We start from the raw sequence: 24,975 nt of genomic DNA, 5'->3' as shown, positions 1-24,975 counted from the left end.
GTATCAACAGGCAGACCGCACTGGTTTTCTGGCGATATAATAGTCATTGACCAGATCATGGGGCAGCGTGTGAACGTCGACCGATGTAAAACCGACCTCCTGCAAAGTCTGCAATGCCACCTCCTGACACCAGCGGGAACCTTCGGCGGGCTGGGCCTGCTCTGCGATGGCCATACTCCGCAGACACGAAAGAGAATGCAGAAAGCCAGACAGCGGATGTTGCAGGTTGATCTCTCTGCTGCGAGAACGCGAAAGGTCCTGCATCAGAAAAATCCCTGCTGGTCGCAGGGCAGTCAACACCTCATCCAGAATTCGATTTGGCTGTTCCTGGCCCTGCAGTACATCAAAGGCCGTTATCAGATCAAAGGCATCAATCGCGTGTATCTCTGACAGTTCCCGCTGGATAAAAGTCACATTCTCGATCTGTTCTTCTTCTGCAGTTCGTCTGGCTTTTTCAATCAGAAGAGAAGAACGATCATAGCCTGCAAATCGACTGGCAGGAAACGTGCGAGCCAGTTCGATCAGCGTGTGACCACACCCACAACCCAGGTCCAGTACATCAAGACCTTCACAAAGCTGCATGATCAGACTGGGCACGAGCGGCAATACCTGTTGAAACAGTCCATTCATGATGGAAACCGAATTATCTTCCACAAGCTGTGACTGCAGTTGAGTAAACAGATCGGAAGGCAGCGGACCTCCTTCACGGAAGCAGGTCACGAGCTCATCCTCCAGCTTGCCAGCCAGTGAGACCCATTGGACACTGGTTGCATAACAATGCGTTCCTCCACGTTGCAGCAACAGCGCGGCTTGCTCAGCAGGCAGACGGTAAGTCTGGAAGATCAAATCATATTCCAGAATCCCGCCCGCCGTCATCACCTCCAGCCAGTTCTTGACATACTGCGGTTTCAAACCCGCGCGCTCGGCAATTTCTTCACAGCCCGCCGCATCCAGAGTTCCCAGCACTTCAAATAAACCCGTTCGGTAACCGATTGAAAGCATCAAAGTCAGGCTTCCCCGATTAATGATCTCTTGCAGACGGCCCTCAAATTGAGCAGTCATTTCCAGGTCAACTGTGAAAGCAGTATCAGTCATCATATTGTCAGCCCCTTCTGAAAGTAAGTAATAAACCTGTGACTAAACTACCAGGCGAAGATTCCGCTGGAGTGTTACCAGTTATTTGTGATAAAATATTCGATCAGGAGGAAAATCCTTCATAAATTGAAGGGGAACTGACAATTCAATAACCTCTTGTTATCAAGTGATATATGAAGAATCAGCAGTTGAAAGTGGTTGTCAGGACCTGAAAATTGTAAATCTGAAAGCGGACAACACCTGTTTTGTTCTGTACAATAAGATAGTGGAGTATTCGGCTGAGGTGGGGGAGTGAGCACAACTCCATCGCTTGAAGCACGGCTTTAAAGGGGGCAGGCATCTATTTCAGGAACCAGATGCTTTCAGGAGGAGAATAAGGATGTTTCGGCAATTGGTGATTCCGTTCGTGGCAGTACTGATAGCGGTGGCTGGGATCGGAGGGTTTCTGATCAGTGAAGATCGAACACAGTCTGTCGTCGCCGATAAACAGTCGCTGTCTGATACCACCCCTTCCATTCAACATCATACACATACCGATCTACAAAAGACCGGTCGTCGACTGGATGAAATTAATCAGGTGATTGCCAGTCGGGTTCCTCAATTGAGTGGCCTGCGACCCGTCAATGCCAACAGCGATTTACAGGCACCCTGGCACGACCCTGCCTTAAATGATTTATTTCAGCAAATCCGCAATCAAAAGCTGACACTCTGGTTTCCCAAAAATGACGAACCATTCTCCATCTGGGTAGGAAACCCAGAGAAGATTGTAGACGGGAAAAAAGTCTATCAGCATGCGGAAGCACTTCAAAAAGCGGTCCCCCTGATCAATCAACTGCCGTTCCCTGTCCGCGTCTGGTTTTATGGCACACGCGATCGATCCAATCCCGAACTGGGAGAATGTATCGAAGCCGTTGAGGGAATTAAAAATCTGACCGGGATCAAATTTTCTTACTGTCGAATTAACGAACGTGGTTATCGGGCACTCCGTAATCTTTCCAGGCTGCAGGACCTGGAAATCCTGCATTCACATCTTGATGAAGCAGCGCTGGAACAGATTGCACAAATAGACGGCTTGCGACGACTGCATCTGCATTTCGGCAAGAAAAAAATCGATTCCCCTCTCGCCGAAAAAATCCTGGAGCTACCCCATCTGGAAGATCTGAAATTGTGTATTGCCCTGGCTCCCCAATATGTCAAACCGTTCTGGACGAAACTTTCAGGCTGTTCACAACTGGTGTCTTTAGAAGTCGACTGCGGAACAGTCAAGCAGGATGTGCTCGTCAAGTTTTTAAAGGGCGGAGATCATCAGAAGCTGAATAAGTGGGTGATCCGCAGTATGTTCCCCAAAAAGAAACTGGCAGATGCGTTCGTACTTGCTCCCCAGCTCACTTCCCTCAAGCTCACTTCAGGTTCAACAGAACAAACTGTTTATCTGCTGGAGAAGCTGGCCAGCGATCTGCCAGGAATGAAATGCCTGACATTTGGCTGGGACACGGGAACTCACCTGACCGGTGAAGAGGCCCGCAAAGCGCTGAGTCTGCTGGGCCGCTTTTCGAACCTGGAACAATGTCATATTCCGATCACATTGCCTGACGCTTATGCGCTGCAGCCTTTAACGCAGCTCAAGCAGCTCGAAAGTTTTTACTGTAAAAACCTGAATCTGAATCAGGAAACGTTATTACTGCTCGCAAAAATGCCGAAGCTCAAAAGCCTGGATGTCAATGCGTTGAACTTTGGTGACGAATCAGCTCATCTGCTCCCCTGGTTGTCTCATGTCGAGCAAATCGAAATCCGGGATCCATCCACGTTGACGGATGAACGACTGGCACTGCTCAATCAACTGCCGCAGTTGTCCCGGCTGAAATGGTGTGATATCGCGATTCAAAAACCAGTACCACTTACCTTGGAAGCACGCGAACGTTATCCCAATCTCAAGTTTGAAATCTGCGGAAAATAAACCTGGCTGATGCGAACAGATTGCTTACTCAGCAACGTGGTTGAGCAGCAGCAGATGCTTACTTGACTGAGAACTCATGCAGCGATTCAGGCCAGATCGCATGAAAGCCATCTTCAGACACAGGACGGTAGCCGGCTTTGAAACGGTCCATCAGGGGATGTTCAATCTGCGTTCTGATCTGGCTCAAAACTTTCGCCGGATCATCGACGGTCATAAACAGGTTCATTTCCGAACTGCCGAAGTCATGTCCGTCGACAATCGTCTTGCCATCCACCTGGATTTGATCGATGAGCACAGATTCCAGATCCACGAGGGAATCGTAATCAGAAATTACGGCTCCTTTAAACTGTAGTACAAGTTGAAATTTCATAGTCGTTCCCACGGTCTGATGGATAGAATGGCGAGAGAGTATCGGACCCTGTTTGCCCAGCGAAAGGGCTCAAGACTGGCTACAGTCCCATTATAACTAAGGGACTGCTGTTTTTGATACCAGGTTCATCCAAATTCGACTGATTTCAATAAACCGGAGATGCTCATTAACTTACTCAGACTTTGATCATGACGACGCAAACTCTTTTCTGCAAGCAGTTTCGGAATAAATGTTCTTATAGAACGGAGCGACTGGCATGCACCGTCGCAGTCAAAATATTCGCTTGGCTCAACTCGCCGCAGGTACACTGGTGACTCTGGCCCTGGTCAGTATTCACGCGGCATCATTCTGTGCGCGACCTGTGATATTCTATACGGATGGGATGAGCGCTCAGCAGCTTCAGTAGTTAGAAGAAATCCAGAAGCCGATTCACTCTTAAAACGGAAAACCATAACTGCTTCTGTACACCCGTTTTAAGAAATCTCCCTTCTTTCTCCAATTACCCCCATCGCTATAGACACAATCCGCCGATCCCCCTAAAATCTGCCGACTTTTTATTGACTCACAGATATAGATCGGATCGGGCTATTTAATATGAATTCACAGCAGACACTCGCGCCGCTTCCGGAAACGGACCCACTTCTTCCTGAAAACGCAACTGCTGAGACGCCCGAACCTGAGACATCCCAAAGTGATACATCACAGCCGGGTAAATATGCCACTCCCGACTGGGCGAACATCGGCTGGGTCGTCGCCATTCACCTGGGACTGCTGGCCGCTCCCTTTTATTTCACCTGGACCGGTCTGCTGACCTGCGTGTTCCTGGGCTGTCTGACCGGTTGTATCGGGATCTGCATGGGCTACCATCGCCTGCTGACACATGGCAGCTTTCAGACGTATTCCTTCATGAGCCGTGCGATCGGCCTGATTGGTTTACTGGCCGGGCAGGGACCTCCGATTCAGTGGGTCGCCAATCATCGTAAACATCATCTGCACAGCGATCAGCCCGGCGATCCCCATTCGCCCCGCGATGGTCGCTGGTGGAGCCACATTCTCTGGCTGGTTCCCTTTCACAGTGCTGAAGAAATTCAGGCCACCCATCAGCGGTTCGCCCCCGATCTGCTTAAAGACCCGTTCATGCGGTTCCTGCAGAAAACATTTCTGTTCTGGCACATCGGACTGGGCGCCATCTTATATGGCATCGGTTACTGGCTGGGCGGCAGAGAGACCGCGATCAGCATGGTCGTGTATGGCATGTTCGTGCGTCTGTTTTATGTGCTGCACGCCACCTGGTTCGTGAATTCCGCCACCCACATCTGGGGCTACCGCAATTACGAAACCACCGACGACAGCAAAAACCTGTGGTGGGTCGCTCTGATGACTTACGGCGAAGGTTGGCACAATAACCATCACAAGTACCAGCGGATGGCAAAGAACGGCCACAAATGGTGGGAACTCGACATGACCTACGGTGCGATTCTCGTCCTCGAAAAACTGGGCCTCGCCTGGAAAGTGGTCAAAACGATTCCCCCCAACGACAAAGCATCGGCAGTCAAGCCACCCAAATTCGCCCAGCAGCAGCAGGCCGTGAAGCAATAGAAAATGAGCCTGTCAGAATGCAATTCGACTACTGAGCCTTAGACTGTGTCCGGTTTTACTATAGCGTTTCCAGGGCTGTTTGGCCCGAGTAGTTAATATTGCGAGACGCGATGGTTAAATGGGATGTGCTCTTGAGACGGGTTCGTGAGTCCGCAGCCTGTCATGACAGGGTGGGGGAGTATATTTCTGGCGTTGAACCAGAGCCGTTAGGCAAGCCAACTGTGCCACACAGACGTCTGATCTGGTAGGTTACTTGCAATTACTATGGCAGTTCCCGTGTGCCACGGACCGGCTCGCCCGGCCGTGCTGAGCAGTTCCCGCTTACGAAGTCGACGAAACAACGAACGGCCTGCTAACTCTCCGTCCCCAGCTGTTCCATCGCGGCAGGCATGCGTTGAATATTACCTTCGCGGTCCACACAGGCAATGACGCTGTGGGCCACAGCCACACTCGCGCCGTCGCGAAACAGTTCATACTTGTGTTCCAGCTTGGCGCCGGTTACTTTTTCCAGCGTGGTTCGCAGCGTCAGCACATCATCGTAGCGGGCCGGCAGTCGGTATTTACATTCGATCTTCGCGACCACCAGCAGGTAACCTTTCTCTTCCATCTCGCGATAGTTGCCACCTTGAGATCGGAAGAGTTCCGTGCGACCCATTTCAAAATACGTGAAGTAATTTCCATGATGCAGAAAACCCATCGCGTCTGTTTCGTTGTAGCGGACGCGGATTTCTATCTCATGCGAGGCAGACATAGGACCGTGTATTCCTTTTTTGAATTCTGAGCAGACCGTCAGGTGCGAACCGGTGTGGGGGGAGTGATATCGTAAGTCCGTTGAGCTTCGGAATCGCTGTTCTCATTCTGGGAATTATCAACGGCGATCTGATACAGTTTGCGACCCGCGTCGGTGGGGTAGGTGGAGTCGATACAGGCCTGGCAGAGCGAGGTTCCGGGCAGACCAACAGCACGAGAGATTGACTCTTTCGGCAGATACTTCAGGCTGTCGGCGCCAATGGCAGCGGCCATTGCTTTTTCTACTTCGGGATTCATTTCGCCACCCTCCAGAAATCGGGGGGCAAACAGCTCGTTGATGGTCGACATGTCGATACCGTAAAAACAGGGCCCGATGATCGGCGGACAGGCAACACGCACGTGAATTTCTTTCGCACGTCCCCGTTCTTTCAACTGGCTGATCAACGCTTTCATCGTTGTCGATCGTACGATGGTGTCTTCCACCAGCAGGACGCGTTTGCCTTCCAGAACTTCAGGCAGTGGCGTGTATTTTGCACGGACTTTATCGCCACGATTCGCGCCTTCAATAAACGTACGACCGATGTAGCGGTTACGAATCAGGCCTTCCAGACAGGGCACGCTCAAGTGATAGGCCATACTGTCGGCGGCTGCTTTGGCCGTGTCGGGTACGGGAACCACAATCGTGTCGTCATCAATGGGTACGGTTTCCTGCTCAGCCAGCTCTTCACCCAGACGTTTACGGGTAATGTAGACGCTCTGATCATCCAGCGTACTGCAGACGTTCGCGAAGTAGATCCATTCGAAGAAACAGTGCGCTTTCTGTGTGGGCTTGGCGTATTCATGAACAGTAAGTTCTCCATCCTTGATGATCACCGCAGAGCCGGGGGCCAGACTTTCAATCTGATCCTCTTCAAATCCCATGTTGGCCAGCGCGACACTTTCCGAAGCAGCCGCAAACAGAGAACCATCAAAGGCATAACACAGCGGACGAATGCCGACCGGATCCCGCGAGACAAACATGTTGCCCAGTGCGTCCAGAAAAACAATATTATAGGCGCCATCCAGACGTTTGCTGAGCGTGCCCAGGATTTCATGCAGCTCACCCGGGTTCTCTTTGGAAAGTTCCTGCGAAAGCAGATGCATCAGGATTTCGGTATCTGTTTCCCGCGCCAGGTGAAAATCGGACTCGGTCAGCACTTCTTTACACAGATCCTGATAGTTGGCCAGCTGGCCGTTAAAGCCAAAACTGAACCATTTGGATTTCTGAATATGATGTCGCTCGAAAGGCTGTGCATAGCTGCGGTCATCTTTACCACAGGTGGCATAACGCACATGCCCGATCGCGGCGGGACCTTCATACTTCTTCATCAGCGCGTTAAACGTCTGCTGGTGATTCAGCTGGAAGACTTCGGTGACCGTGCCGACATCTTTATGTGTATCGATCAACTGGTTACGGGCCGGGTTGAACGTAGTCATTCCTGCCGCCAACTGACCGCGATTCTGAATATCCAGCAGCAGACGGGAAATGAGTTGTGAAGTTTTCTCAGGAGATCCCATGGGGGCCAGCGGACTGGTTTCCCGGTTAGGGAGATGGTAGACAGCTGCAACGCCACATTCGTGGAATAGTTCCGACATAAAATGCCTTAGTTCGTGAATAAGGGTTTCAAAATCAGTGTGAACCGGGTGAACTATGCGGTAAATTGTTTCAGGACTGTCGAGGAGAGACAAACAAAATCAGGTGTAACAACGAAAAATGAGACGATTTCAGTGAAAATCGCCCCTGTTTCCTGCCAAACTCGCGTTGTTCTGTGTCTATGCTGCAGCCACTGACTACTATATTATATAAATATTAAGAAATAGGGACCCGGTGGGGAGTGCCTCTTTGAAATTTTTTAGTGATTCCCGGAAAAAGTGCGGACTGTGAGTCGAACCAGACGTGAAGTGATCGATACAGCGGAAACGCTGGTGATTAAAATTGGAACAAACGTTCTGTCTTGCGCGGATGATACACTCAACCCCGCACGCATAGAATCACTGGCGGAACAGATTCACCGCGTCAAGCAGACCGGCCGTAAAGTAGTGGTCGTCTCCAGCGGTGCCATCGGAGCAGGCATGGGGCTTTTGGGTTTAAAAGAACGCCCCAAAGATCTCGGGCACCTGCAGGCCTCCGCCGCTGTCGGACAGGCCCATTTGATTCGCCGCTATGACCGCTGCCTGCAAAAGCACGGCTACCACGCGGCGCAACTGCTGGTGACAGCGAATGATTTTAAACATCGCACACGCTATCTCAATGTACGTAACACCATACATACGCTGTTCGAATACGGCGCGGTTCCCATTGTCAATGAAAACGACACCGTCAGTATCAAAGAGATCAAGTTCGGCGATAACGATCATCTCGCCGCCATGGTCACCAGCCTGGTCAAGAAGCCACTGCTCGTGATTCTGTCTATTGTCGATGGCTTGTATGACGGCGATCCCAAATCTCCGGACAGCGCCCGCATTTCGCAGGTCCAGGACTGGACACCTGAGTTACTGTCTCTTGCCACCGACGACAGCAGTTCACTCGGTACCGGGGGGATGAAATCCAAACTGCAGGCGGTACATTCCGCGACCGCAGTCGGAGAAAATGTCATTATCGCCAATGGCACACAGGAAGGGGTTCTGGATCAGATCCTCAACGGTGATGATGTGGGCACACTCTTTCTGGCGCAGGGCGCTTCCGTTTCTGCCTGGAAACGCTGGATTGGTTACACGATTCGCCCTAAAGGCAAGTTTCATCTGGACGAAGGAGCGACCAAAGCCATTCGCGAAGGAGGGAAGTCTCTACTGGCGATCGGCATTCGCTCGATTGATGGCACCTTTGAAAGTGGTGAAGTCGTCACCCTCGTCAGTCCTACAGGGGAAGAATTCGCCCGCGGGCTGAGTAATTACAATTCGAATGATCTGGCAAAGATCGTGATGCGACGTTCGGATCAGATTGCCACTATACTGGGAGCCGTCCCGTACTCCGAAGTAATTCATCGGGATAATCTGGCGGTTCTGGAAAACCATCCTGCGCTGTAGGAACTATAAGAGGATAGATGCATGTGGTTTACTGAAACAGCGATCCCCCCGATGGTCGTTTGCTCCGCGATTGCTGCGATCCTGTTTATACAATGGTATCAGCGGCGACTGGGGAAATTTCTGATCGGCAGCCTGATCATGGTGCTGGTGACGGTCGGTTTTTATCTGCTTGAAATAAGTATCGTGACGCCTCGCGAACGTGTGGAAGCCGACCTCTATGATTTGATCGATGCCTTCCAACACAAAGAACAGGAGAAGACGCTGGACTATATCAGCCCCCGGGCAGTGCAGTTGCAGGGCGTAGTGAAGCTGGCTATGGAACTGGTAACGCTGGACGACGATCTCAGAATTACCGATGTATCAACCGTAATGAAAGCAGAAGATTCCCTCGCCACCATCCACTTCCGCGCGAACGGGACCGCCATGTACGGTGGCGTTTCCAGCAGACAGCCCACCCGCTGGGAACTGACCTGGCAGAAAATGGGAGGCGAGTGGAAAGTCACCGAAGCCACTCGCTTGAACCCGATCACCGGAGAAACGCTGAGACCATTTTCAGTCCGCTAACTGTGTCCCGTTTGACTGTAGCGTCTACCAAAGTCAGAGACGCCATGGAAAAGCGTTATGTGCTTTAACTGGCCGCAGGATTGTTTTTGCGATAAGCCCCATTAGCCGGTTTCGTATCCGCCGGGGAATTCATCAGTACGCGATCAAAGAAGGCTTCCATCTCCGGGTAGGTTTCGCAACGATGGCTGGTGAAGACATCATGGTTCGCTTTCGGATATCGCTGGTAAGTAATATCCACAGCGCCAGCAGATTTCAACGCGGCGACAAAACTGTCTGCCTGAGATACATCCACAATCCGATCTCCCGTTCCCTGGAAAACCAGAAACGGCGGAGCCTGCTTACTCACGTGCGTGATCGGAGAAGCCAGAATTGCCAGCTCTTCCAGGCTTGTTTCCTTTGAATTGAGCAGTTGGAAGAGGGTTCGCTTATTTCTGACCCCACCAGGCCAGTTCACAAAATCGGTCGGAATTGCGGAGACACAGGCGGCATTGAGCAGGCTGGATTGTTCCTGCCACGGACCATCGCCTTCCAAAGTCTGATCCCCATTCACCAGCCCCAGCAGGCTGACGAGGTGTGCTCCCGCCGAATTTCCATACCCGCCAATACGGTTCGGATCGACGTTATATTTATCTGCATGCGCCCGCAACCAGCGTACTGCACACTTCACATCCTGCAGGCAGGCAGGAAACGGGTCTTCATCGGACAGGCGATAATTGACGCTGATGCAGACATAACCCTTGCTCGCATATTCCACAGGGCCACTCTTGAAAAATCCACGACCTTTATCACCACTCGACCAGCCACCCCCGTGCACAAAGACAATCGCCGGGCGTGGTTTTTCGCTTCGTTCACGAGGCATCACCAGATCCAGTTTCCAGGCGCGGCGGTTACCAGGTTGATACTCAATGTCTTCCATGACCTTCAGGTCTCTAGGCAGAGGCGCAATATTCGATAGGATCGGAGTCTCTTTTTTCACCTTCCGGTTTTCAGCAGAACTCTTTTGTGGGTCAGGTATGAGACACGTAACAAGTCCCAGCAGAAACAGCCCGATCAAAATACGTGATACAAAGTAACGCATCACCAACCCTCACTGGTTAAGACAACATGGAAGCACTTGTGTTGTCCAATAAACCCTGAATGAGCCGACAGGTTTCCCTGATCTTTGACATTATTTTTAAAAATCCGTGGACACTGCAGAAGCCCGCTGCTCTATTTCCAGCCAGAATCACAAACAATAACCCTCCCGGAACCCGCCTGGCAGCGTAATACAGGGAGCTGGGGAGAAGGTAACGCTTGCTTTATTGTATTGAATACGGTTAAATTATATATAATCCTGCCCGAGCCTCTATTCCCCCTGTTGATGAAAGTGTGAGCGAATAATCATGGCGACCGTTGTCACCCGACAGATTACCCACGGTTCCCGCAGACAGACGCTGGTGCAGCAGGTGCTCAGCAAGTTCTTTCAGGGGGAATACCAGCCCAACCAGCGCATGACGGTGCAGGCTCTGGCCCGGGAATGGGAGGTCAGCGCCACCCCCGTTCGTGAAGCACTGGTGGAACTCGCAGGCATCGGCATTGTGGAAATTTTTCCGAATCGCGGTGCCGTACTCCGCAATTTCGGCGTGAAGGAACTGCACGAAATCTGTCAGGTCCGGCGCATCCTGGAAAGCGAAGCCACCCGCTGTGCCTGCGGACATATTACACCGCACGAACTGGCACAGCTGGAGCAGACCTTCAGTAAGCTGGCATCGGCAAAAAGAACAGTCGAGTGGTCCGAAACAACACAACAGTGGGACGACTACCTGCACGAACTCATTTATCGAACCTGTGGCAGTGAAAGACTGGCCCTGGAAATCAACCGCTATCGTGTCCTGCATCAGACCTTAAGACAGGTCCGTCACAGCAAGCGACAGAATGTCAAAGATTTTGAGCATATGGAAGAGAACGCAGAACACTTGCGCATCGTGCAGGCTTTGATCAAGGGAAATCCCGACAAAGCCGCCAAAGCCATGCACGAGCATCTGCAGCAGACTCCCGTCTGGCTGGAACGCGATCTGTTTCAGCGCCAGGAGTCATAACCCGCAAACTATTATCATAATAATCCTCCGGTGAACGAAAACAAATTTGAAGGACTGGCTCAGTGATTCAAACTTCTCTAACCCGACTTTTTCTGATGACCCTCTTTACGGCAGGACTCAGCCTGCTGGTCACAGCTGCAGAAACAGCACCGGACTCCACGCCCCAAATCGATTTCGAAAAAGAGATCGCCCCGCTGCTCGTTGAGCACTGCATCCGCTGCCACAACCCGGGTAATGAAAAAGGGGATCTCTCCCTCGCCACGCTGCAGTCGATCAAAGACGCAGGTTACCTGACGCCAGGTAAACCTGAGGAAAGCTATCTGCTGGATGTGGTTCACACCAGTCCGGAAACGGGCAAAGCATCCATGCCCAAAGAAGGCCCGCCTCTCGCAAAAGAACAGGTCGCGTTGCTCACCCGCTGGGTCAAAACAGGCGCAGCCTGGCCTGAGGGCCTCACACTTCAGGAAAAATCCAAAGCCGATCTCAGCTGGTGGTCCCTGCAGCCCCTGGCACAAGTGGTTCCCCCCCCAGGCAATGACGCACCCGCCAACTGGCAGGCCAGTCCCATCGACCGGTTCATCTTCGCAAAACTGAAAGCGAAGAATCTCAAACCAGCACCGCGCGCCACAAAACGAGAACTGATCAGGCGGGCCACCTATAATCTGACGGGACTGCCACCCACGCCGGAAGAAGTCACTACTTTTGAAAAAGATCAATCACCGGACGCCTATGAACGGCTCATTGATCGCCTCCTCAATTCCCCCCGTTACGGCGAACACTGGGGCCGCCACTGGCTGGATGTCGTTCGTTTCGGCGAGAGTAATGGTTTCGAACGTAATGTGATTATCGACAATGCCTGGCCGTTCCGCGATTACGTCATCCGGTCATTCAATGAAGACAAACCATTCGATCAGATGGTAACCGAACATCTGGCCGGTGATGTGATTGGGAAAAATGACCCCGATGTTGTCGTCGGTAGCACATTCCTCGTCTGTGGTCCTTACGACAACGTAGGTAACCAGGATCCAGTGCAAGCCGCCCAGATTCGTGCGAATACGATTGACGATATGATCCGTACCACAGGTGAAGCGTTCCTCGGGCTGACCGTTGGTTGCAGTCGCTGTCACAATCATAAATTTGATCCGATCAAACAGCAGGATTACTATAGCCTGTACGCCACGTTCGCCGGCGTCAGGCATGGCAGCCGCGTGATTGCCGATCCGCAAGACCGGCAGACGCAAAGCCAGAAACGACAGCCACTGCAAAAAGAAAAAGCCGATCTGCTGAAACAGAAAAGCGAAATTGAAAACGCAATTCAGAAACGGGCCGAGGAGAAATCCGCCGAGTACGAAAAGGAATGGACCCGTGAACCAGTGAAACGGACTGGCATCGAAGAAGCGTTCTCGCCCGTCACGGCAAAATATGTAAAACTCACTTCGCAGGGGCTCGATACTAATCCCCGCGCCATCACCGGATTTCGCATCGATGAATTCGAAGTCTGGTCCACAGACGAAACTCCAAAAAATGTCGCGCTTGCGAAAAATGGCGGCACAGCTACCGGCGCCAACAGTCGTGTCGCCGGCGACTTTGCCGGAGCCTACGATGTCGGCTTGACCATTGACGGGAAAATCGGTGCCTGCTGGATTGCCGGCAGTCCTGATCTGACTGTCGAATTCGCTGAGCCACAGACCATCAATCGTGTGCGTTTCTCCAGCGATCGCTCCGGCGCTGCCATGAGCAACTACAAAGCAACCTTTCTGGCGGAATACAAACTCGAAGTTTCCACCGACGGTAAAACCTGGCAGGAAGTCGCTTCCTCCCATAACCGCAAACCCGTCAGTTCCTCTCACCGCCGCAAACGGTTTTACGATCTTGAAGTCACGACGGAAGAACGCAAACAGCTCAATGAATTCAATAAACAAATCAGACACGTCGACCAGCAACTGGCCGCCATTCCCGATCCCCCCTCCTGGTGGGTGGGCAATCACAGCCAGGTGAATGGCCCCTTCCACATTTTCGTCGGAGGCAATCCGCAACGCAAAGGGGACACCGTGGTCCCTGCCAGCATGACCACGCTCAATCAAGTGACCGAAGGGTACAAGCTCGATGCCAACAGCCCGCAAGGTCAGCGTCGTCTGGAACTGGCCCGCTGGATTGTTTCCAAAGACAACCCGCTCACGCCACGCGTGCTTGCCAATCGGCTCTGGTATTACCATTTTGGAACCGGCATTGTCTCTACCCCCAGCGACTTCGGCTACATGGGGACGAAACCCAGTCATCCAGAACTGCTCGACTGGCTGGCGCTTCAGGTTCAGAAGAATGGTTGGCGCCTCAAAGACATTCAGAAACAGATCATGCTCTCGGAAACTTATCAGCAGGCCAGTACGTTCCGCGAAGACGCCGCCCGTATCGACTCCGATTCCCGCCTGCTCTGGAGGTTCCCGCCCCGTCGTCTGTCGGGGGAAGAAATTCGCGACACCCTGTTATCCGTCACCGGCAAACTGAACCTCACAATGGGGGGCCGCGGTTTTCGTTTATACGAATATCTGCAGGATAACGTCGCCACCTATGTGCCGCTCGAAGAGTTCGGCCCGGAAACCTACCGCCGCGCCGTCTATCATCAGAATGCCCGCGCGGCTCGCGTCGATCTGTTAACCGATTTCGACTGCCCCGATAACGCCTTCGCCGCACCCCGACGGAATTCGACGACCACGCCTCTGCAGGCGCTGACATTAATGAACCATCAATTCACGCTCGATCTCTCCCGCTTTCTCGCCGAACGTCTCAGACAGGATGCGGGCGCAGAAAACATCGATCAGCAGATTGATCGTGCGTTCCATTTACTTTACTCCCGTGCTCCCCAAAGCGAAGAACAACAGGCCGCCCGCGCGCTTATCGCCGCCAGTGACCTGGATGCCCTGTGTCGGGCCATGATTAATTCCAACGAACTGATTTATCTCGATTGAACTGGTGAACCGCATGTTGAATCCGTTTGAACAATTCACAACCCAACGCCTGTTACAACAGGTGCATTCCCGCCGTTCGTTCTTTTCCAGCGTCTATACAGGCATGGCCGGTCTCGGACTGACGAACCTGCTGCTCAACGATCTGTCAGCCGCGAATTCCAAATCCACGAATTCAAAACACAACAAAGACTGGCAACCCGGCGTTGATGAAACCCATTTTCCACCGAAAGCCAAACGGGTCCTGCAGATCTTCTGCCCCGGCGCCGCCTCGCACATGGATTTGTGGGAACACAAACCCAGCCTGGAAAAGTATCATGGCAAACCGCTGCCCGGCGAAGAAAACTTCGTCAGCTTTCAGGGGAAAAACGGCAATCTCATGAAAAGTCCCTGGGCCTTCAAACCACAGGGAGAGACCGGCAAGATGTGTACGACCATGCTGCCTCATATGTCGCAGCACGTCGATGACATCGCCTTTATTCACTCCATGACTACCAAAACCAACACGCATGGGCCCGGCTGTGTGTTCATGAATACCGGCCACGATACCGAAGGTTATCCCAGTGCCGGTGCCTGGCTCGGCTATGCGTTGGGCAGTGAAAATGAAAACCTGCCGGCCTACATCGCCATTCCCGATATTCGCGGCGAACCCCCTAACGGCAAAGCCAACTGGAGTAACGGCTTCCTCCCCGCCCAGCATCAGGCGATTGTGATGAACGCGCAGTCTCCCATTCGTAATCTGAAAATTCCCGAGGGGATCTCTCCCAAAGAAGAGAAAGCCACACGCGAGTTCTTAAAGTTCCTCGATCAGAAACACGCCGAACAGCGCCCGGGCAACTCCGATCTGCAGGCCCGCATCGAAGCCTACGAACTCGCCGCCCGCATGCAGCTGTCGGCACCTGAAGTCTCAAACCTGGCTTCCGAACCGAAATCGATTCACGAACAGTATGGCACGGGTGACCCCAACAAACTGAAAGCAGCTTACGCGCGCAACTGTCTGCTGGCGCGGCGGTTCCTGGAGCGGGGCGTGCGCTATCTGAACCTCTACTGTTCCTCGCGGGCATCGGGCGTGGATGGCCTGTTGAACTGGGACGCCCATAAAACGCTCAAAGCCGACTACGAACGGCACTGTCCCATTTTCGATCAACCCACGGCTGCGCTGCTCACCGATTTGAAACAGCGGGGCCTGTTAGACGAGACACTCATCCTCTGGACCACCGAATTCGGTCGCATGCCCACACATCAGTCGGGCACGCTCGGCCGCGATCACAATCCGGACGGCTTCACCTGCTGGATGATGGGCGCCGGAATCAAAGGGGGCACCAGCTACGGTGCCACTGATGAATTTGGTCGCCGCGCCGAACTCAATCCGACTACCGTCTGGGACTTCTATGCGACGGCCCTGCATCTGCTCGGTTTCCAGCATGATAAGCTGACCTACTATAATAATGGTCTCGATCGTCGCCTGACCGACGTTCATGGGAATTTGATTGAAGAAATCCTCGCTTAATGCTGATGATGGTGTAAATATCTGCTTGTGTCAGTAGAGGTTACATATTTTTGGAAGAGAACACAGAGAACCATTGACGGCTTCATCGTGTCTCTCTAAACTGTGCCTCTGATTAAGTTGCGGGGCGTAGCTCAGCTTGGCTAGAGCGCTGCGTTTGGGACGCAGAGGTCGCACGTTCGAATCGTGTCGCCCCGACTTTTCTTAACCCTTAAATGGGTATAGACTTATGGCAAGAAATGGAATTTGAATTCTTCGCCATGATATCAGAAATTCAGGTCATTAAAGAATCGCGACTTGTTCGCGATTTTTTTACGTACCCGGCTTAATTCATCAAACCCCGCTGATCAAAATTCAGCCCAATCATGGTGTAGTCTAACGTCTCTGTCAGCCAGCCATGTTTTACCAAGGATGGGTTGAATGAGCCGATTGCTTGGGCGGATTATCTGCTATATGAGTTTTCCGAACAACAAAGGATGGTCGATGCACGGAGCAGAGCAAGATAATATCTTAAGAGTGTCGTAACATGTATCGGCCCTCATACAAGTTCCGAGCATGGAAGGTAAACAGTTTACTCGAGTCTTTGTCCATTTTTTACTGTAGCGGTTCCAGAGCTGATTGACCCGAGTATATTAGATTGAGAGTCGCTATTGTTAAATGTGACGCGCTCTAGTTTCCTTCATCTGGGGTCGAGTTATCGAGAGATTTCTTCGACCGCACTGTAATCCAATTAAGGTGTTCAAGAGGTATCGTAGTTCGGTAGGTCCCAGATAGATGGCGTTATTGTTCGACTGTAATGCGGATCGCGCTCGAAACGGCCGTCGTCCCATTGCTGTCTGTGACGTGGCACTGGAGACTCTTTACTCCTGCGGCTGGATAAGTCACACTGGCATTGGGGCGGGAGGAAAACTCGGTATCTAACTTACCGTCTCCCTCAAAGTCCCACGCATACAAGAGGGATGATGAGTCACCATCGGGATCTTTCGTTTTATCCGCAGATACGGATAGAGTCTCACCCACTTTGAGCTTTATCTTAGGGCATGTGACATAAGGATACGCGGCTCGTTTTGAGTCGGCAGGCACGTTGACAGTGCCAGGTAAAATCCTGACATTCCCACTGCGATCAAATGCCCGTAACTGCCATTGGTTGTCGCCAATTTCATATCTCCAGAATCCAAGATCAACTTGCGCGTATTTTCCGGAAATTTCCTGGGAGGCGACAACGCACCCATTATTCATCAGCATTATATAAGCAAGCTCGTCATCATCGCGAACCGATACGGAACACACCAGCAGACCTTCGACCGGTTCAGTTGAAACGTTCACCTGCTCAATCGAGGGTGATTTTGTCTCTTTGAATTCTTCCCCAGAGCGGAAGAAACGATTGAGTCGTAATAAGTTGGAGGCATTTGCGCTAAGATGTGTATACTCCTCCGAAAATTTATCGGGATAGACCCAGGCTCGAAAACCACGAAGCCCGTTCCCCATCAAATTCCCCGCAGCATTGTCATCGTTTCTGAAGTCGTGACTTAGCAGGAAACAGTGGCCTAGTTCATGTAGCCAACTCCCCAGGTTAGAGGAGACAACGGTTCCGACGGTGGTTCCACGACTTGGCGGAAAGCTGACTCCTCGCTTCAGGGGATAACGACCGAGACTTGGTACAACCATCCCGTGGTAAGGTTTTTCGTTCGTTAAGGCTGTTAGGGATAACTCTCCCAATGTGCCCGTATCGCAAACCATCGCACCTGTATGAAAAGTCTTCCCGCCTCCCTGACGATGGACGCCAACAACTTTTCCGCTTGGTAGAATTTCCTGCATATCGATAAACAAGAGCCAAATCTGGCCACTTTCCTCTACAGGAATCCCGACGTCTTTAGCATCGGTAACAACCCGGTTATAAACTTTGTCTCCCTGACCTGGCTCATTCGTCCGGTAATAGACACTGGGACGTGGCAGACGGATGTTGTGCACCCGAGGCCAGGAAGAATCGGTTTCTGACTCGTAGGTAAACGTCATCTTGCCATGCCCATTTTGGGCCATCTGGTCTGCAAACCAGCGTTGATACCAAAGTAAGAGTTCCGCAGCGCGATGCGCTGTCGCTGCATTCGGACTTCGGTCGGCTGGTGTTAAATAGGCAATACGAACACGATAAGAATCAGAATTTTTCCCAATCTCTGTTAGTTTCTCGAATCGGGTGGTGACGGGAAGGTCGAGTCCCGCACATAGCATGGCCAGACTGTCCGAGGCGTTGGTATAGAGACGATTCAGCGGGGTTCCTGAAAGGTTAGCTAATGCGAGGGCATTTTTGAGCGGGGCAATCCTGGCCAGAGCCTCTGCTGGGGGAAGGCGTTTTACCCTACGTTTTAATAGAGTCGCCTGCTTCTGAATGTCGCGAAGAGATATCGTTTTGGGTTGCGACTCATCCGCAAGCGTGTGCTGTGCTGACAGGATCACGACCAACAATAATACCCAGAAAGAAAATTTTGGAGCCATAGATCACACCATGCACCTTCTCAATCGCACCCCGAGTAAGTTGTTCAATCCATGGGGGAAGTTACAGAACAAATTATTGATTTTAGTTGTTGTCGATCCGCAACATAGAAGATGTCGCTGGTAAATGAACGGTACAAATGATACCTGCTCCACCAGTGCCGAGCAATGTCATTGATTTAATTATTTGATATTGGGGCATATCAATCGCACTCGTATGCGAGATACCAGGAACCGTTTTGTTAGTTCTCGGGGCTTGCCTCTTGGTTTGACGGTTTGTGTGCTCCACCCAGCGTCGCCAAATGGAGTACCGTTCTGGATCAAGTATGCTTAAGCCTGCTGTTGGCCGTCGGCCAGGCATGTTTGTCCCAGTCCGGCTTTCGCCTGAGTGACCAGGGAGACGATTGGGGCTGTGGTTCGGTCGATCCCTGTTTCCCATGCTAGAGACGGTCCTATTTCCAGTCATTGGCCTGATAGGCAAGCTTCACTGTTATCGTATTTCGATCAACAGAACGACAGACCGTATAAAAGTGCTCGTGATCCTGAACAGGAAATGACTTGAAATGCACCTGATAATCTTGTCCGGAGACGACACAGTCCCTATGGACGTGCCAGTGCTGGGTGTGAGTTAGTCTGTGAAGCGGGAGAGCTGACCGTCTTCACTCGGATGCACAACCAAATGTCAATGGCTGGGAATCACACAATAGCTGAGCAGACACATCTCAAATCGATCAACGGTCTCTAATAAAACTCAACACTGTCGCTGAAACCTATTACCTGATTTACGACTGAACTGGGGCCGTTCACGCGCGATAAGAAAAACTTCATGAGTACCAGGCATCAAGGAAATGTTTGATACTGAATCCTATAGAAACGATGCCAAGAAATTGAAATAATTTCTTGGTGGCCGCTTCTCCACAATGTCTGGCCACACGGTCTGCATGCATCCGGTACAGTAAAAATAGCGGGTACCAGGTCGCGCAGATGATCAGCGCTAAGCCCAGACACAAACAGGTGATACCAGCCATTTCCGGTGCAACAGGTTCATTCATTGAATCAAATCTCTCGAAATCCTGACACGAACTTTAAACTGCTTCATTCTATCCAGAAATGCCTGGTTCCAATGATCAAAGGATTAAATTTGTAAGAAGTCCGGGGACGTACCAGTTTTCATCTGAGGGAGACTCGATCCGGATGCATGCCAGACAGCGCCTGATGCAGGCTTGAGAGAGAGGAATATTCTGATCGTTCATTTTTTTTGTGATGGATCGAACTGTTGTTTTTTCTGCGATGGGTCTTCCTGCAGGTTCTCTGTCCCCAACTGATAAATCACAAAATTTCCGCCGACGTAGAGTTGATTGAGAAACACCTCAGAGCCGTAGTATTCTTTGAGATAATCTTTAAGTACGGTCTCCATTTTCGGATGAGAGATAAAAAAGAGCCGCCTGGATCCAATCAGCTCGTTCAACGGTAATTCAATCTCGTATGCTTTCATTTTTTTCTGAAACAATGGAGAACGCTGGAGGCCATTGAGAAACAGATAGTTGAAGTCCTTGAACTCCGATTGGTTATCCAGGGGAAGAAATCGATCGATCGGAAACGTCCAGAGCGCTACAAACACTTTGTCCGGCAACTTTTCCTTCAAAAAATGCACTTCCTGTTTAAACTGGGCATTCAGTTTTACAATCCGGTTTGACCAGAAAACGTATCCTAGAAACATGATGGAGCTGAGTAGCAATAGCAGCACCATACTTGCTTTGAGCAGGATGGGCCCGCGAAAAATACGACCGGCTGCCGCCAGTCCTTCTTTACCAGTGACATTCAACAACAGCGTGAAATAGAAGGGGAGGGCCATAAGACAGGAAAAGACCCGATCAGGCAATTTCTTATAGATAATCAGGTAAGCCATAATCAGGACGCACCAGAGGACAGACCATTTTATACTCTTTCTCTGCCAGCTCGCTTTCTGGCCCATGCATGTAAAGATCAGTGTGGCGAAGAGACTTAAATAAGTGACAGGACGAGTGATCGTGTGCCTGGTTGCCTCTTTCCGTGCGTCGACCACTTCAGGCATCTGACTCAGAGACAAGGTATCGGTTTGCTGTTGAAATCGTTTCAATCGCTCAAGGCTGAATGTATTCTGATCCAGGTAGATCCATTCGCGTAACGCTCTGTAATCGGGCCTGCTCCAGCCTACCTCCGTAAATATCTGCTGTGTCTGCTCATTTAAGGGGATTTCTGCATAATTAATCAGGGATGCCGTTGTTGCGTGATAAGGGAGGAACTCTCTCCATTCTTCATCCTGCTGATAGTATTGACCGTCAAAGTAATGGCACCCCAGTATGCCGATGACAGCCAGGGCAGCCGGCAGGAGATAGATTTTGATCTTCAAACTGCCGAACCAATGATAAAACAATATGAGAAGCATTGGCAGAGAAGCCAGGACCAGCATCTGCAGTGACTGAAAACGAATCAGACTGGCGAAGATCAGGCAGCAGGCTCCCTCCCATTTAAGCCAGGGCCGATGCCTTTCCCTGTTATCCAGAATCAGGCTCACCAGGATCAGCGACAGACCGGCCAGGCCGATCAAAAATGCGGTCGAAGTAAACTGAACGTGTACCAGAAAGTAGCCTCCGACCACCACATAGAACATCAGGTAGCCAAACAGAACCAGGCGGTTTCGCTTTAACAGAAGAATGGAATATAACAGAAGCCAGTGAGCCAGGAACTGGGTCAGTAGCAGGTAGCCGCCATACCAGGGAATGAGTGGAGCCACGGTGTAGAGTTTCTTCAGTGCGAATCCGATCAGCACGTTTGTGTAAAACAGGTGCTCATCAGGGCCGACGACTGTTCCATATCCGGAGGCAACCAGCCCCATGACTGGATCATCATTCGTATCGTAAACGGGCGTCAGTATCAGGAACGTCAATCCAAACAGGCCGATCACAATTCCCGCTGCCCAGAGTGCTGGCGAACTGCAGAGTCGATTGATGAGCCCCGCCGACTCGGATTGATATTGTGCTTCCGACATGATATTCCTGAATGCTCTCCGAATTGATTTCCCCGGGGACTGTAAAGAATCGGGAACACGTGTAACCGCAAAAAATATACCAGATTTCGCAGAGTACGGATGATTCCGAATATGCAGATTATTCGAGTCTTAATTTCACGAAAATGAGAACGGCATTGTCTTTTTGCTCCGTCTGATCGTGGTGCAGAAGCGTTGTACGGTTCCGCTGTTTTTTGCCGTGAATTCACCCACGATCCCCCCTTGCACGACAATTTTGTCTGGATATTTCGGAACTCGTTCTCCCCAGGTACCGACATTGGCTCCCTGGTTGCAATCTGAAACGCATCATATTTTAGCATAGCGTTTTTCCTGCGATGATACTCGGTCCCCCTGCTCCTGGAGCCACTCCAGTAAAACGGGACACTGTCTAATGTGATCGAATCTCAGTATTTCTCAAACCACAAACCTGACAGGAGAACGGTCACCTGCCCGGCGGATGTACATAATCGGATACATTTTGTATGTAGACGTCAATCCCGTTCAACAAGCCTGATTCAGTGAGTAGTGGACTGCGTTACACTATTAAGAAGATCATACTCAGCAAAATTACTGCCAGTAGAGAATTGGCCAGCGGAGAACTGGCGCGGGGTATCGAAGATGTATCAATCGAATCAACTTCCCTGCTTGATCGCATCACAATTAAATATAGCGTCTCACAATTTAATATCCTCGGGTCAACCAGCCTTGGAGGCGCTAAAGTAAAATGGGACACAGTCTGGCAGCGCTACCTGAGCTGCGATTATTTTCATGAGATGAAAAACTTCATCTGAGGTGCTCTTCGAACTGGTAACGCACTTACTGAGCAGGATTATGAGATCATAAACAACCACTATAACTGGTATTCTCCTACTCTCTGCCAGTCAAATGTCTCGCAGTGTGGAGAAAAGGGAATGCTTTGTGTACAGGTCATGGTCATAATAGTTTTGAAATTCTCTGAAGCGGTTCACCGATCTGATGTGCTTCGCTAAATCGCCTTCCCAATAGACCATTTTCCTATGATGAAGTCCAATTATCGACCTGAAATTGACGGGCTGAGAGCCCTGGCTGTGATCGCCGTTCTCCTGTTCCACCTTGGCCTGGGATTTCCTGGTGGGTTCATTGGCGTTGATGTTTTCTTTGTGATCTCGGGTTTTCTCATCACAGGAATCATTCGCAGAGGTCTGCAGGATGGGACATTCTCTCTCATGAACTTCTGGGAACGCAGAATCCGCCGCATCTTCCCTGCCATGTTTGTTGTGCTGACCTCTACTCTTACTGTGGGCTACTGGCTCTTATTACCCGATGAATTGAAAGACCTCGGCAAGTCAGCCATCGCTCAGTGTCTGCTTTTAGCGAACGTATATTTTTGGCAAGACACCGGATATTTTGCCGGTCCAGCGGAACTGAAGCCGCTCCTTCACACGTGGTCACTCGCTGTAGAAGAACAGTTCTATCTGCTTTTCCCCTTCTTACTGGTTCTCACCAAAAGACTTAGTAACAAAAGACTGTTCTGGTTGCTGGCCTTATTCTCATTCATCTCACTCATTTATAGCATTTACGGGACTCTTTACGAACCTGATGCGGCATTCTACTTGTTACCAATGCGCGCCTGGGAATTGCTTGTGGGTTGCATGTTGGCTGTTTTACCATTGCAGTGTGAGGCTGCTCCCCGCCGCGATAATATGATTGCTGCTACAGGGTTTCTGGCAATTCTGTTACCCATCTTCTTCTATAGCTCTGAAACTTTGTTTCCGGGGCTTGCGGCGATCCTCCCTGTCCTGGGTACGGCAGCCTTTATTTTTGCAACAGACAAGTCCCCCGCCACCTTTAGCGGGAAAATGTTATCTCAGCGGGCAGTCGTATTCGTGGGATTAATCTCATATTCCCTTTACCTGTGGCATTGGCCCGTGATTGTTTATGTGCGCACATATTGGGGATATTTGGGCTGGAGTCAAATCGTAATTGCTTTAGTTTGTTCGTTCTCGCTTTCTGTCTTGACGTGGAAGATGGTAGAAACGCCATTTCGACGAAAATCCTCCCCAAAACGACAGAGCCGTGTTTTTTCTACCGTAACCGTGTTATTTACTCTGTTTGTAGTAATTGCAACCGCGGTCACTATCAATATTTCACTTGTTAAAACGAACGGAATGAGCAGTCGGTTAACTGAGAACACGAGAGTCTTTTATGAGGACATGACATGGGAAGGACTCGAATTCGTGTTACCAGCCTCACCTGAAAAGCCGATTCAGATTACGGATCTCCCGTCTCTTGGCAGTAAGTCAGACAAAACCAGGCTAGAAACTGATTTTGTTGTCTGGGGCGACAGTCACGGAATGTTTCTAAGCCGTTGTATTGATAGCATCGCGAATCAATTCGGACTGTCTGGAAAAGCAGTCTTTTGTCCGGGTTGTCCGCCTCTGCCAAACATCTATCGCACAGACATATTTTCTGTAAAAGGTCAACTTTTGATTAATCAAGAGATCGTGAAACTGTTGGACCAAATTCGCCCTCGTAACTTGATTCTGATAGCAAGATGGAGCCAATATACCAATGGTCCGACGGAAAAAGGAGGTACAGCACAGGAAGTGGTCAAGATCATCTCTGACGATGAATCTCAACTTCATGAGAGCGAGCTTCCGGCCGATGTTATTGAACGCAATTTGAGACAATTAATTGACTTCTGCCAGGCAAGAAACATCACCCTGTGGATTGTCAAACAGGTACCCGAAACAGGCGAGTCCATGCCAGCTAGAGAATGGCTACTGTTTAAGTCGGGAAAAAGAAACACGGTCAATAATCGTCATCGAACTCTGACCGACCATCAAGAGCAACAGGCGAAAATTGAAAAAGTCTTTCAGTCAGTTCAAAGTGACTCTCTTCGCTTCGTTGATCCTGCCCCATTCCTGTTCGACGATGATCAAAACACGATCAACTATCAAAATGGACGCGCGCTTTATCGGGATAACGATCACCTTACGAGTAGGGGGGCAGAGGCAATCAGCCCCTTATTCAAAGAGATGTTTCGAAAGATCGCTTTTCCCTCTTCAGAGTTACCACGTTCTGCAGAGAAGCCATAAGAACGAAGTTGTGCAGCATCGACCGAGGTAATCTACAGTTTTGAAGTATCTCCGGTTTCGGCTCCATGCTTCGCTGCCTGGCTGGGGCGTTTTTTACCAGTTCCAACAGATAGTGGGGCTATCCGTCGGGATCTCATACCCCGAACACGTTTCCAAACGGGACTTCTCTCAGAGGCAGACAGCTTTCTTTTTTTTGAGAGAGGATTTAAAAACTCTCATTCCCGTTCTCTACGAGCAAGAAAACTTCCAAATTGGTTTTGCCCCTCATCGGTTCGTCAGCCGCGATGGCTAAGGTTTTAAATTGGACATACGTGGGATGTTCTCGTTCTATTTTCAGTTCGCGTACATCGACATAAAACAATCTCTCTGCCTCGATCTCTTTTACATTCTCAACCACAAATCCAAACTGG

The 24,975-nt window shown here is 50.7% G+C and carries 18 protein-coding genes and 1 tRNA gene; 11 read left to right on the top strand and 8 right to left on the bottom strand.

What is annotated here, in order from left to right; all coding sequences use genetic code 11:
• Nucleotides 1-3: 3 nt before the first annotated feature.
• The gene (locus ACN0YH_RS14415) at nucleotides 4-1,098 is read right to left on the bottom strand and encodes a class I SAM-dependent methyltransferase (protein WP_417380270.1); all 1,095 of its coding nucleotides are present in this window, start codon (nucleotides 1,096-1,098) and stop codon (nucleotides 4-6) included.
• A 376-nt stretch (nucleotides 1,099-1,474) separates the two neighbouring features.
• On the opposite strand from ACN0YH_RS14415, the gene ACN0YH_RS14410 reads away from it, so the two are divergent.
• Complete coding sequence (locus ACN0YH_RS14410) at nucleotides 1,475-3,052, top strand: hypothetical protein (protein WP_417380269.1); 1,578 nt, start codon at nucleotides 1,475-1,477, stop codon at nucleotides 3,050-3,052.
• Between the two features lie 58 nt (nucleotides 3,053-3,110).
• Here the strand turns inward: ACN0YH_RS14410 and ACN0YH_RS14405 are convergent, their stop codons facing one another.
• Nucleotides 3,111-3,422, bottom strand: a complete 312-nt coding sequence (locus ACN0YH_RS14405; RefSeq protein WP_417380268.1) for an ABC transporter — start codon at nucleotides 3,420-3,422, stop codon at nucleotides 3,111-3,113.
• A gap of 256 nt (nucleotides 3,423-3,678) precedes the next feature.
• On the opposite strand from ACN0YH_RS14405, the gene ACN0YH_RS14400 reads away from it, so the two are divergent.
• Both ACN0YH_RS14400 and ACN0YH_RS14395 read left to right on the top strand, forming a co-directional pair.
• Nucleotides 3,679-3,828, top strand: a complete 150-nt coding sequence (locus tag ACN0YH_RS14400) for a hypothetical protein (RefSeq protein ID WP_417380267.1) — start codon at nucleotides 3,679-3,681, stop codon at nucleotides 3,826-3,828.
• 188 nt (nucleotides 3,829-4,016) lie between these two features.
• Complete coding sequence (locus tag ACN0YH_RS14395; protein ID WP_417380266.1) at nucleotides 4,017-5,021, top strand: acyl-CoA desaturase; 1,005 nt, start codon at nucleotides 4,017-4,019, stop codon at nucleotides 5,019-5,021.
• Nucleotides 5,022-5,373: 352 nt separating this feature from the next.
• On the opposite strand, the gene ACN0YH_RS14390 is transcribed toward ACN0YH_RS14395, so the two are convergent.
• Together ACN0YH_RS14390 and ACN0YH_RS14385 are read right to left on the bottom strand one after the other, a co-directional pair.
• Complete coding sequence (locus ACN0YH_RS14390) at nucleotides 5,374-5,772, bottom strand: thioesterase family protein (RefSeq protein WP_339684881.1); 399 nt, start codon at nucleotides 5,770-5,772, stop codon at nucleotides 5,374-5,376.
• Nucleotides 5,773-5,810: 38 nt separating this feature from the next.
• Nucleotides 5,811-7,406, bottom strand: coding sequence for an amidophosphoribosyltransferase (locus ACN0YH_RS14385; protein ID WP_417380265.1), 1,596 nt, complete (start codon nucleotides 7,404-7,406; stop codon nucleotides 5,811-5,813).
• A gap of 285 nt (nucleotides 7,407-7,691) precedes the next feature.
• Between ACN0YH_RS14385 and proB the strand changes: the two genes are divergently transcribed.
• Nucleotides 7,692-8,837, top strand: coding sequence for a glutamate 5-kinase (gene proB / locus ACN0YH_RS14380; RefSeq protein WP_417380264.1), 1,146 nt, complete (start codon nucleotides 7,692-7,694; stop codon nucleotides 8,835-8,837).
• A gap of 21 nt (nucleotides 8,838-8,858) precedes the next feature.
• Entirely contained in the window at nucleotides 8,859-9,401 is a 543-nt protein-coding gene (locus ACN0YH_RS14375; protein WP_417380263.1) for a hypothetical protein, read from the top strand.
• A gap of 64 nt (nucleotides 9,402-9,465) precedes the next feature.
• On the opposite strand, the gene ACN0YH_RS14370 is transcribed toward ACN0YH_RS14375, so the two are convergent.
• A complete protein-coding gene (locus ACN0YH_RS14370) occupies nucleotides 9,466-10,479 on the bottom strand; it encodes an alpha/beta hydrolase fold domain-containing protein (protein ID WP_417380262.1) in 1,014 nt (337 codons plus the stop codon).
• Nucleotides 10,480-10,783: 304 nt separating this feature from the next.
• Between ACN0YH_RS14370 and ACN0YH_RS14365 the strand changes: the two genes are divergently transcribed.
• The 4 genes from ACN0YH_RS14365 (at nucleotide 10,784) to ACN0YH_RS14350 (ending at nucleotide 16,147) form a co-directional block, all read left to right on the top strand.
• Nucleotides 10,784-11,479 carry a GntR family transcriptional regulator gene (locus ACN0YH_RS14365; protein ID WP_417380261.1) on the top strand — a complete coding sequence of 232 codons (696 nt, stop codon included), beginning with the start codon at nucleotides 10,784-10,786 and terminating at the stop codon, nucleotides 11,477-11,479.
• A gap of 62 nt (nucleotides 11,480-11,541) precedes the next feature.
• Nucleotides 11,542-14,445 carry a DUF1553 domain-containing protein gene (locus tag ACN0YH_RS14360; RefSeq protein WP_417380260.1) on the top strand — a complete coding sequence of 968 codons (2,904 nt, stop codon included), beginning with the start codon at nucleotides 11,542-11,544 and terminating at the stop codon, nucleotides 14,443-14,445.
• Nucleotides 14,446-14,458: 13 nt separating this feature from the next.
• The gene (locus tag ACN0YH_RS14355; protein ID WP_417380259.1) at nucleotides 14,459-15,952 is read left to right on the top strand and encodes a DUF1501 domain-containing protein; all 1,494 of its coding nucleotides are present in this window, start codon (nucleotides 14,459-14,461) and stop codon (nucleotides 15,950-15,952) included.
• A gap of 120 nt (nucleotides 15,953-16,072) precedes the next feature.
• Nucleotides 16,073-16,147: transfer RNA gene (locus ACN0YH_RS14350), tRNA-Pro, on the top strand.
• A 582-nt stretch (nucleotides 16,148-16,729) separates the two neighbouring features.
• Here the strand turns inward: ACN0YH_RS14350 and ACN0YH_RS14345 are convergent.
• The 3 genes from ACN0YH_RS14345 to ACN0YH_RS14335 all read right to left on the bottom strand — a co-directional run bounded on the left by ACN0YH_RS14345 (nucleotide 16,730) and on the right by ACN0YH_RS14335 (nucleotide 21,470).
• Nucleotides 16,730-18,442 (bottom strand): PKD domain-containing protein, encoded by a 1,713-nt coding sequence (locus ACN0YH_RS14345; RefSeq protein WP_417380258.1) that lies wholly within the window; start codon nucleotides 18,440-18,442, stop codon nucleotides 16,730-16,732.
• Between the two features lie 821 nt (nucleotides 18,443-19,263).
• The gene (locus tag ACN0YH_RS14340; RefSeq protein ID WP_417380257.1) at nucleotides 19,264-19,491 is read right to left on the bottom strand and encodes a hypothetical protein; all 228 of its coding nucleotides are present in this window, start codon (nucleotides 19,489-19,491) and stop codon (nucleotides 19,264-19,266) included.
• A gap of 197 nt (nucleotides 19,492-19,688) precedes the next feature.
• Nucleotides 19,689-21,470: a hypothetical protein gene (locus ACN0YH_RS14335; protein WP_417380256.1), complete on the bottom strand. Its 1,782-nt coding sequence runs from the start codon at nucleotides 21,468-21,470 to the stop codon at nucleotides 19,689-19,691.
• A gap of 536 nt (nucleotides 21,471-22,006) precedes the next feature.
• Between ACN0YH_RS14335 and ACN0YH_RS14330 the strand changes: the two genes are divergently transcribed.
• The gene (locus ACN0YH_RS14330) at nucleotides 22,007-22,279 is read left to right on the top strand and encodes a hypothetical protein (protein WP_417380255.1); all 273 of its coding nucleotides are present in this window, start codon (nucleotides 22,007-22,009) and stop codon (nucleotides 22,277-22,279) included.
• 225 nt (nucleotides 22,280-22,504) lie between these two features.
• The gene (locus ACN0YH_RS14325; RefSeq protein ID WP_417380254.1) at nucleotides 22,505-24,565 is read left to right on the top strand and encodes an acyltransferase family protein; all 2,061 of its coding nucleotides are present in this window, start codon (nucleotides 22,505-22,507) and stop codon (nucleotides 24,563-24,565) included.
• The last annotated feature ends 410 nt before the right edge of the window (nucleotides 24,566-24,975 follow it).

Origin of the sequence: Gimesia sp. (assembly GCF_048262075.1) — a bacterium.
Classification (GTDB): Bacteria; Planctomycetota; Planctomycetia; order Planctomycetales; family Planctomycetaceae; genus Gimesia.
This window is presented reverse-complemented; position numbering and strand designations above follow the sequence as displayed.